The sequence below is a fragment of the Rugosimonospora africana genome (assembly GCF_016862975.1).
Lineage (GTDB): Bacteria > Actinomycetota > Actinomycetes > Mycobacteriales > Micromonosporaceae > Rugosimonospora > Rugosimonospora africana.
On the sequence record NZ_BONZ01000143.1, the window covers coordinates 1 to 9,917 of the forward strand.

The window sequence follows — 9,917 nt, forward strand, 5'->3', positions numbered from 1 at the left end:
CGGCGTTCTCGTCACCGAGAGCGTGCTGGGCGTCGCCCACATGGTCCAGCCACGCCGCTTCGAGCCATCAGCGAGCATCGCCGCGACGTCAACGGCGACCCGACCGCGGTCGTGGCCCCCGGCCCGACGCCCGGGCACCGTCAACGCCTGGGTGAAAGCGCTGGGCAGACCTCGCGTGCGGACCGTTATCGCGTCGACGCGCGCTGGGGATACGTCAGCCCGCCGTAATCGCGTGGATCATCGTGTCGGGCCTGGTCGGCGCGCAGCTGCAGCATGAGGTCCCCGTCGCAGACATCGCGACGCAGGGCGTCGTTGGGGAAGTCCGGCATCGTGCGCAGCCGGGCGGGGATCCGCTCGCCCAGCCCGTACCGGTGGTCGAAGAGGCTCGCGCCCACGGACAGCGTGACGGTGAGCCCGTCGGGCTCGACCTCGGACCCCGTCCCATGATCTACGGGACGCGCTCTAATTACGCCTGAGCCGTACTCGCGTAGCCCTCGGTCGATTCGTCCGGCGTCGAACTATTGCCGGGCCACTATGGAGGCATGGCGTCCCATGATCTTGCTGAGCGAACTACGGAGATCTCCCGGGCCGGGCGGCAGCGAGCGGTCACGCTGGTCGCCCTGTCGCTGACGTTCGCGCTGGTGCAGCTCGACGCGACCATCGTCAACGTCGCCCTGCAGACGCTGCGAACCGACCTCGGCGGCGGGGTGAGTGCGGCCCAGTGGGCCGTGGACGGGTACGCCGTCCCGTTCGCCGCCTGCATGCTGACCGCAGGCGCCCTCGGCGACCGGTATGGGCACCGCCGCATATGCCTACTGGGTTTCGGGCTCTTCGGGCTCGCCTCGGCCGCGGCCGCGCTGGCCGACGGCTGGCCGGTGCTGATCGGCGCCCGCGTTGCCCAGGGCGCCGGGGCGGCGCTCATGTTCCCGGCATCGCTGGCGATGATCACAGGGCTCTACCCTGAGCCCCGCGAGCGGTCCCGCGCGCTCGGGGTCTGGGGCGGGATCGCCACGCTGGGCTTCGCCTCCGGGCCGCTGCTCGGCGGGGTGCTCATCACCGTCGCGAGCTGGCCGGCGATCTTCTGGATCAACCTTCCCGTGGCCGCCATGGTCGGTGGCACCATCGCGGTGCTCGGCCCTCGCGACCGACCGCAGGCCCGCCGGATCCATCCGGGCGGGACTGTGCTCGGCACGCTCGCCCTCGCCTCGCTCACCGCCGGCATCATCGAGGCCGGCGAGCGCCGGATGGCAACAGCGGTCGGCGCGCTGGCACTCGGGATCGTCGCCGGCTGGCTGTTCACGCGCCTCGAACGGCGCAGCGCCAACCCGCTCGTGCCGGCCGGCCTCACCGGCTCGGTCTCGTTCCGCTGGTCGCTGGTGACCGGGTTCTGCTTCAACTTCGCGATGTACGGCGCCTTGCTGTGCGTCTCGCTGACGTTGCAGTCGGCCTACGGCCTCTCGGCGCTGGCAGGAGGGCTCGCCGTGCTGCCGATGGCCGTGGTGGTCGGCGTCGCAGCGATCAGCGGCGGGTTCATCGCGGCTGCTACCGGGCCCCGCCGTCCCATGCTGCTCGGCTTCACGTGTGCTGGCGCCGGAGCGATCGTCACCGCGGCGGGCGGGCTGGCCGGCTCGTCGGCCCTCATCGTCACCGGCCTCGCGGTGATCGGCCTGTGCTGTCTCGCGATGCCCGCCATGACGTCGGTCGCGCTCAACGCCTCGCCTGCTCGCCATGCGGGGCTGGCCGGCGGCTCGTTCAACACCGCGCGCCAGATCGGCGGGGCCATCGGCGTGGCGCTGCTCGGGGCGGTGCTCAACGCCGGCGGCGTGCGCACCGGCTTCACCGTCGCCCTTGGCATCGCCGCAGCGGCCAGTGCGGTCGCGCTCCTGAGTACCGTCGAGGCAACGGCGCGGAACCGCCGAGCCGGACCTGGAGGGGGTCGATCATGAACGGGGACGTCGACCTGTCGCGGGTCGGCGGGCTGCTCGCCGACCGGGCCCGGAGCCGGATCCTGATCGCGCTGTCCTCAGGACGCGAGCTGTCGGCCAGCCTCCTGGCGCAGGAAGCCGGTGTCAGCCGCCCGACCGCCAGCGCCCACCTGAAAAAGCTCACCGAGGGCGGGCTGATCGCGGTCCGCGCCGAGGGCAAGAGCCGGTACTACCGGCTCGGCGGATCGGCCGTATTCGACGTGCTGGAGCGGCTGATGGAACTCGCCCCGCCCGAGCCCATCACCTCGCTGCGGGCCAGCACCCGAGCCGCCCAGCTCCGCCGGGCGCGCTCCTGCTACGACCACCTGGCCGGGCAGCTCGGCGTCGGGGTCATGCGCAGCATGCTCGACCGCGGCTTCCTGTGCGGCGGGGATGGCCGCTACGACCCCGACCGCGCTGGCGCCGACCGGCCGTCGGAGTACGGCCGCGAAGTGGACTACCAGCTCACCAGCAGCGGGCGGGACTTCCTCGACAACCTGGGCGCGTGCCTGCCAGGGGGCCGCCGTCCGCTGGTCCGCTACTGTGTCGACTGGACCGAGACCCGCCACCATCTGGCCGGGCAGGTCGGCCGCGCGCTGCGCGACCACGCCCTGGCGGCGGGCTGGGTCGAGCAGCGGCCCGGGAACCGGGCGCTGCGGATCACGCCCGACGGCGCGGCCGGGATCCAGGAGACCTTCGGTCTCGTGCTCGAGGCCGGATGAGCAGCACGGGATCGGACCTGCGTGTGGCTTTTTGAGCGAGCCGGTATCCCGCAACCTCCGGAGCGGGTCGCGTTGTTGGGCAAAGGCATCGGCCGTGGCCGGTCCGGTTTGCTCCGGTCGGTCGGTCGCGCGGTCGGAAGCGTTACCCGGGGCCAGATGCCAGAGGGTGTGCACGCGCGCCGGCATCGGCTCGTGGGTGACCGCTGGGTCGACATCGACGTGTCGACCGATCGGCAGCGCAGTTGGCCATACGTCACTCGCCATCGTCAGACTCGCGCCGATTCACCACGTCCCCGGTCCCCCCACGCAACGGCGCCCGGGCTCCGCTTACCGCGCGCGAAATGCCGGGTGTTGCGATGTGTCGCGAAACGACTGTCCAGTCTGGACACCGGTCGGCGGCTGTTCGTCAACGAGGCAAACGTGGAGAGCCACCAGACGCGGACTTTCGAAAACTCTCAAGTGGCCGAACCGGACGGCCGCGGTAACCGTGGCCATCGCACTTGGTGTGCTGCCCGGACCGGGCGCGGGCGGCGCCAACATCAAGTTCTCACCGGACTGACCAACGTCCGTGATGGAGCGCAACTGTCCTTCGACTTCGCGCCCATCACGCACGATGTCGAAAGTGCCTGCTCGCGGGGGACCCTGGTCGACGTAGCAGTCGCCATTCGCCCTTACGTGGCAGGCACTTTCGCCTATTCGGACGTCACAAGACCGTCACAAGGTCACATCTCGATGAGGGTCCGGGGTTAGGGATTGGAGGACCTTGCTGCGGCCGCGATGAGGTTGGTCGCGGCCCGGGGCGTGAGGTAACCCTCGTGGGCCAGCCGTAGGGTGTCGATGACCCACCGGGTAACGAATTCCTGATGGGTTGGGTAGAGGCGTCTCAGCGTGGCTGCCGTCAGGGGTGTCGAGGTGCCGGCGGCTACGCAGAGAAGCGGCGTGTTGGTTGCTACACCGGTCTCGGTGGCTACGGGTACATCGACGGCCGGGGTACGGACGCCGCCGATGATGTTGCCCTGCGAGTCGAGTTGTGCGACGGTGTTTGGCCCCTCACCGACGTGCTGGCCGGCAAACAGCGGGGCGGAGTTCGCCGGGACGCCGGTCCCGACGCCACCGGTTTCGACCCAGCGGGCCAGTTGGGCCAGCGCCGCCTCCATCACGTAGCCCCCCTGCCCGGTGTTGATCGGAGAATCGCAGTCCAGAAACCCGCCGAATGAGCTTGGCGGGTTGAGCATGTCATCGAAGCGGGCAATAGCCGACGCCACGTTGCCGGTGTCACTTGCGCACACATTCGTGACGCAATCGTCGGCATGGGCTGCACCGGCGATCTCCCAGAGCCGGAAGTCAGCCGAGTCCGGCTGGGTTGCCGGACCATAGCCGAGCCAACCGTTGGGCGGTCCGTAGACATCGGATTCGGTTTGCGCCAGCAGCACCGGCTGGGCGAGATCGCTGCGGATCCGCTGGATCGCCGGCACCGGAACGTCGACCAGACCGGTGTTGCCGTTGGGCAACGACGTCGGAGTCAGTTCGCCATCGGGGCCGACGGCGACCATGGCCGTTCCCGGCGCTTCCTGCAGCGGCGTTCCCGTGGCGGCCCGGCTGTGGAGCAGATACCCGTCATAGACGTTGTCGCGGCCGGCGAACGCGTCCACGTAGGTGGCCAGCCGGTCAGCGGACTGGGACTCGCCGTCGGCCAGGACGGACCGGGGTTGCAGGCCATCGAACAGTTGTCGGTAGTCGGCCCGTACGGCCATGCCGGCCTGGGAGAAGATGTCGTAGGAGTAGCTGTCGCCTGGCTGGACCAGGCTGCCGTAGCGCTTCGGGTTGTTCAGCTTGGCGTTCTGGACTCCGACGAACTGTGCCGTCACCGCGACGTAGATGTCACCGGCCTCAAGCGGCTGGTCGTGGTCATAGACGAAATCGGGCAGGCTGCTGAACCCGCCGGTGACGTTGTCCCACTCCACGACCACCGTGCCGCTAAACGCGTGCTTGTCGTTGGGTGCCATGACCTCTATCCGGGTCCGGTACGCAGCTTGCGATCCGGGCACAGCCGCTACCGCCCACCGGCCGTCGGAGGTCGGTGCGGCGGTGAAGTCGTATGCGTTGGCCATCCCGGAGACGAAGAATTCCTGCTGGGTGTAGCCGAAGGCGGCCAGCGCGGCCGGCGTGATCGACGAGACTTGCGAGCCCAACGCGGGCGACTGGGCCGGTATCGGGCCTGGTACCGGGCCGCTCACGGTGGGCGTGGCCGCCGACGGAGCCGGGCGGGCGGTGACGGCGTCGGCGTCAGTGGGCAGCACAGCGACCGCGGCAACCACAGAGGCTGCGGCGGCCAGGCAGGCAAGCGTGTGCATACGAGCCCTGTGCATGGGACGGCTGGACATGGATCCTCCATTCCTTTCGGTTCGGTTGCTCATCCTCTGGCGCCGCGCCCGCCCCGGTCGTCGGCCAGCCGTAGCGACTACCCAAGGCGCAACCGCGCCATCTGGTGCGGCTTGCGGCTTCGCCTACTGCGTTCGCAGTAGCTGGCTGGTGGACGGCGAGGGTGGTTGCCTACAGTCCTGGTATGTGGGCGAGTGCCTGGAGCAGGCTGATGGCCAGGCAGCAGCTGCTGCTGGCTTCGGCGATCATGTCAATGGTGCTGTTCGCGGTGGTGACGATCCCCGCCGACGTCCGGCACGCGTTGAGTTCTCATCAGCCGCTGAACTGGGCAGTGTCCGTCGTGGTCTACACGGCCCTCATGGCGCGCCGGCGGTTCCCGATCGGCACCGTGGCGGTCGCCGTCATCGGGTCGCTGGTGCTGATGGCGGACGGCATGGCCTACCCTCTGACCCTGCCAGCGGTTTTCTACATGCTGTACTCGATCGCGCTGGCTTCCGGGCCGGGCCGGACCCTTACGGTCGGCGTCGCCGTCAAGGCGGCGCTCTTCACCACCTCGCTCATCACCCATCCCGGTATCACCGGCTTCGTCGTGCTGCTGTGGGCAGCCCTGGCGGTGACCACCGGCTTCGCGGCCCGTAGCCACCGTGCCTACGTCGCCGAAGCCGAGCAGCGCGCCAGGCGCGCCGAGCAGGCCAGGGAGGACGAGGCGAACCGCCGCGTCGCCGAGGAACGGCTGCGGATCGCACGGGAACTGCACGACGCCGTCGGGCACCATGTCGCCCTGATCAACGTGCAGGCCGGCGCGCTGGCCTGCCTGATCGACGACGAGGACCGGACACCTGCCAGGGAGTCGGTCGCGCACATCCAGCGAGCCAGCGAAGAAGCCCTCGAGGACCTGCGGCTGACCGTCGGGCTGCTGCGCGAGCCTGGCCTGCAGGCGGCGGAGCCGGCCGAGCCGGTGCCGGGACTTGACCAGCTCGAGGAGCTGATCTGCTCATTCGCCGGCGCGGGCCTGCGGGTCACCAGCGAGGTGACCGGCCGGGCCAGGCCGTTGCCCGAGGCGGTGGAGCTGACCGCCTACCGGGTCATCCAGGAGTCGCTGACCAACACCCGCAAGCATGCGGACTGCGCTACCGCGGTGGTGCGGCTCGGGTACGAGCCCGGGGCGCTCAGGCTCGCGGTCGAGGACGAGGGGAAGGCGGACCCCCCGGGCAGGCGGCGGGTGCCCGAAGGCCACGGCATCGTGGGCATGCGAGAGCGGGTGGCCGCCCTCGGCGGACGGCTGTCGGCAGGGCCGAGGCCCGAGGGAGGCTACCGCGTCTTCGCCGAGCTTCCGCTGCGAGCGGCCCGGATCGAGGGCTCGTGACCGGTACCGCGCCGGCCTCGCCGGCGTCCTCCGCCACGGCGCCGACCCGCGTGGTCCTCGCCGACGACCAGGACCTTATCCGCGCGGGCCTGCGGCTGGTGATCGACCGCGCGCCAGGGCTGACGGTGGTGGGCGAGGCTGCCACCGGCCACGACGCGGTCCGGGTCGCCCGCGAGGCACGTGCCGACGTCGTCCTGATGGACATCCGGATGCCGGGCCTCGACGGGCTGGCCGCTACCCGGCGGATCGCCGCTGACGACAGCCTCGCCGGGGTACGGGTGCTGATCCTGACCACGTTCGAGGTCGACGAGTACGTCTTCGAGGCGCTGCGGTCGGGGGCCAGCGGGTTCCTCGGCAAGGGCGCACGCCCGGACACCCTGATCGACGCGATCCGCACGGTCGCCCGCGGCGACGCGCTGCTCTCGCCGTCCGCCACCCGGGGCCTCATCACCAGGTACCTCACGCTGCACGACAACGAGCCGGTCCACCCCTCACCGCTGCTTGCCATCCTCACCGACCGCGAGCGCGAGGTGGTGGCCCTGGTCGCTGACGGGATGTCCAACACGGAGATCGCCCGCCAGCTCACGCTCAGCCCACTCACCGTCAAGACCCACGCCAACCACGCCATGACCAAGCTCGGCGCACGCGACCGCGCGCAACTCGTCGTGCTCGCCTACCAGAGCGGCCTGGCCCGCGCGCCACGTCCCCGGCCCTGAACCACCCGGTCGAGCGCCTACGGATCGGCGGTCGCCGCCGGCTCGGCTGCACCGGTCAGCTTCGACGGCTGACGGCTGAGGTGGGTCGGCGTGGGTCGATTGCCGACATCAGTTGGTCGAACAGCGGCGTTGCGCAGGGATGTGGGGCGCGACGTGGTGTGATCATGTAGATGCCGCGGGTTGGATGATCGACGAGCGTCACCGTCGTGACGTCGGTCCGCAGCGCACAGGTCAGCACCCCGGGTATCAGGGCGATGGCGTGCCCGGTTGCGACCAGGGCTATCTTGCCGGGCAGATCGGCCGCGGTGAAGTCGATACGCGTGGTGACTCCGGCCCGGGCTGCGTGCTGGCGCAGCAGCGCGGCCGAGCCGTCGTTGTCCTCGACCCAGGTCTGGTCGGCAAGCATCTGGATCTGCACCGGGCCGCGCCCGGCCTGCCGATGGTCGACGGGCAGCACCACAACCATCTCATCCATCCCCAGGAACCGTCGCTCGAGACGTGGGTCATCGGGTAGCCCCGGCGGCGCGTCGGTGACGACGGCGACGTCAAGGTCGCCAGCGATCACCCGGTCGTGCAATTGTGCGCTCAGCCCGGGCAACAGGCTCCACCGGAAAGGGCCGCCCTTATCCAGCAGGCAGCGGATCGCCGCGGGTACCATCCCGGCCGCCAGAGACGGAGTCGCGCCGACCGTCAGCGGCCGGCTGAACGCCCCATCGCGAACGTCCCGTACATCAGATTCCGAAACCGCGTTTGGCCGCGGACCTCACGCGGCCGACTTCCTGGAGCCAGGAGCGGACGACATCGGCTTGCGCCTGCTGAAAAGCGCGCACCGTCGGCAGGCCGGCAGGTGACGGCCGGCGAGCCCTGTCGGCGAAGTATCCGCCGAATGCGGCGAGGGTGGCGATGAGGTCTGCGGACTCGGCGTCGGTGTCTGCGGCGCACTGGTTCAGCAGGGCTTGAGTGTCGTGGCCGCCGAAGAGCCGGACGTTGATCAGCAGCAGCAATCGATCCAGCCAGGCCGGCCCGCGACAGGTCCACGGCCAGTCAACGACGGTGACCGTTCCGTGAGAATCGAGCAGGAGGTTGTCGGCTCGGATGTCGGTGTGCACAAGGCTGTCCCCGGCCAGGGCGGCCATGGCCCGGTCGGCGAGGGCACACAGCTCGTCGAGGTGCCGGGCGACCCACGGATCCAGATCTGGCGGCGGATCGGTCGCTACGCGTCGCCACCCACCGAAGTCGTCGGCGAGGGACTGCGCAGCGGTTGGCAGGTCCGCCAGCGGGTCCGGGATCGCCGCACGGGCCAGGTCGGCGAGTGCCGCCAGGACCCGGGTCAGCTCCTGTGGACGCCACGAGGTGGCCGGGTGGTGCCCGTCGACGTCTTGCAGCACCAGGGCCACCCAGATGGCGTCGTCGTAACAGCCGAGCAGGCGGGGTGCGGGTACGGTGGCTGGCAGCGCCGCGGTGACGTGTGCTTCCCGCCGGTGCAGCTCGGGGCTCTGTTCGTTCAGTTCGCGGCTGACCGCCTTGACGAAGGCACGCCGGCCGGTGCAGGTACGGACTCGGTCGGCTGTGCCCGGCGAGAATCCGCCGGGTTGGGAGCGAGCCTCGACGACAGCGCCACCACCAATGATCCCCTCGACCGCGCTGCGCACGCGCTCGGGCAGGTCCGCCCACCCGATACGGACACCCGATGCCAGAACCACGCCAGGATCGTGACACATTCTGCGACGGGTTCCCTAGGTGTTTTCTCCGAGCCGTATCGCGACAAGTCCGACCGCGTCCGGCTCGACTGCGCCGATCTGTGAACTGACGCACCGCACGTATTCGAAGCTGCGCGAGTTCCTTTCAGCGACGCCGGCCACGTCCGCGGTGATGGTGTAAGAGACGATCACCGGAAGATCTGAGTTGATGTTACGCGGCGATCGCCGCGGGGACGGGGTCGGAGGGAGTGTCGCTATCGACGAGGGTGAGTCGGGCCTTGGTCAGTAGTTCGATGCCCATGTAACGGCGTTGCTCGGTCCACTCATCGGTCTGCTCCGCCAGGACGGCGCTGACGAGGCGGATGATCGCCGCTCGGTTGGGGAAGATGCCGACCACGTCGGTGCGGCCACGGATCTCTTTGTTCAGGCGCTTGCGGGTTGTTCGACCGGATCTTGGATCTGACGCCAGATCTCGTGCCGGAACACCGAAAAACGCCAGCGGCTCCTCCCGCGCTTCGTCGAGATGCGCCGGCCGGGCAGCTGTTCGAGTAAATGCTGCCACTCTGCTGGTCCTTGAAGATGGCGACGAACACCAGGATCAGTGCAGCAACGACCAACGGTCGTGTCCGTCGGGGGCGGTCTCGCCACAGATCACCATCGGCTGGCCGGCCAGGGCCAAGCCAGCTGAGCCGGCAGCGACCGCGCAGCCCCGCCGAAAACTGCCGCAGCCGAGACATGCGCCACCGTCGCACTCGCCGTCGGCGCCTGCACCACCACGGCCCGGCGGTTCTGCGGTGTTCTGGCGCTGGGCGTTGCCGTACTCCTGCACTGAAGCCGGGCGTACCGACCGGCCGATCTGGCTCGGCGCATCCGGCGCCGCACGACGATCCAGACCAGTCGCCGGAGTGTGCCGGCACGCCCGGCGGGTGATCATTCGGGCGCAGGGACCGGTCGCGGCCGCAAGCGGCCGAGCCAGACGGTGATCGCGACCGCCGCCACCGACACGGCTACCGCGACCGGGGCCGGCACCAGCCACGGGTACCACCCGAACTGCGGCACCCCGAAGG

8 protein-coding genes and 1 pseudogene are annotated in these 9,917 nt (G+C 70.1%); 4 read left to right on the plus strand and 5 right to left on the minus strand.

All coding sequences use genetic code 11. From position 1 onward, the window contains the following. Positions 1-185: 185 nt before the first annotated feature. Complete coding sequence (locus Raf01_RS48495) at positions 186-503, minus strand: Dyp-type peroxidase domain-containing protein (protein WP_203924976.1); 318 nt, start codon at positions 501-503, stop codon at positions 186-188. 39 nt (positions 504-542) lie between these two features. Here Raf01_RS48495 and Raf01_RS48500 point away from each other — a divergent pair, with 39 nt between their 5' ends. Together Raf01_RS48500 and Raf01_RS48505 are read left to right on the plus strand one after the other, a co-directional pair. After that, on the plus strand, positions 543-1,946 hold the full coding sequence (locus tag Raf01_RS48500; RefSeq protein ID WP_203924970.1) for an MFS transporter: 1,404 nt from the start codon (positions 543-545) through the stop codon (positions 1,944-1,946). Beyond that, positions 1,943-2,686 (plus strand): ArsR/SmtB family transcription factor, encoded by a 744-nt coding sequence (locus Raf01_RS48505; RefSeq protein WP_203924971.1) that lies wholly within the window; start codon positions 1,943-1,945, stop codon positions 2,684-2,686. Before Raf01_RS48500 ends, Raf01_RS48505 begins: the two co-directional genes overlap by 4 nt. 746 nt (positions 2,687-3,432) lie before the next feature. Here the strand turns inward: Raf01_RS48505 and Raf01_RS48510 are convergent. Continuing rightward, entirely contained in the window at positions 3,433-5,070 is a 1,638-nt protein-coding gene (locus Raf01_RS48510; RefSeq protein WP_203924972.1) for an alpha/beta hydrolase domain-containing protein, read from the minus strand. 182 nt (positions 5,071-5,252) lie between these two features. On the opposite strand from Raf01_RS48510, the gene Raf01_RS48515 reads away from it, so the two are divergent. Further along, on the plus strand, positions 5,253-6,434 hold the full coding sequence (locus Raf01_RS48515) for a sensor histidine kinase (RefSeq protein WP_203924973.1): 1,182 nt from the start codon (positions 5,253-5,255) through the stop codon (positions 6,432-6,434). Continuing rightward, a complete protein-coding gene (locus tag Raf01_RS48520) occupies positions 6,431-7,150 on the plus strand; it encodes a response regulator transcription factor (protein WP_203924974.1) in 720 nt (239 codons plus the stop codon). The genes Raf01_RS48515 and Raf01_RS48520 overlap by 4 nt, the downstream gene beginning before the upstream one ends. Before the next feature lie 55 nt (positions 7,151-7,205). Here Raf01_RS48520 and Raf01_RS48525 read toward each other — a convergent pair whose 3' ends face one another. From Raf01_RS48525 to Raf01_RS48535, 3 genes and pseudogenes are all read right to left on the minus strand, one after another. Further along, a complete protein-coding gene (locus Raf01_RS48525) occupies positions 7,206-7,844 on the minus strand; it encodes a LysR substrate-binding domain-containing protein (protein ID WP_203924977.1) in 639 nt (212 codons plus the stop codon). Positions 7,845-7,881: 37 nt separating this feature from the next. After that, complete coding sequence (locus tag Raf01_RS48530; protein WP_203924975.1) at positions 7,882-8,853, minus strand: phosphotransferase; 972 nt, start codon at positions 8,851-8,853, stop codon at positions 7,882-7,884. Positions 8,854-9,061: 208 nt separating this feature from the next. After that, a pseudogene (locus tag Raf01_RS48535) lies at positions 9,062-9,376 on the minus strand (transposase); the annotation flags it as partial. Positions 9,377-9,917: the final 541 nt, after the last annotated feature.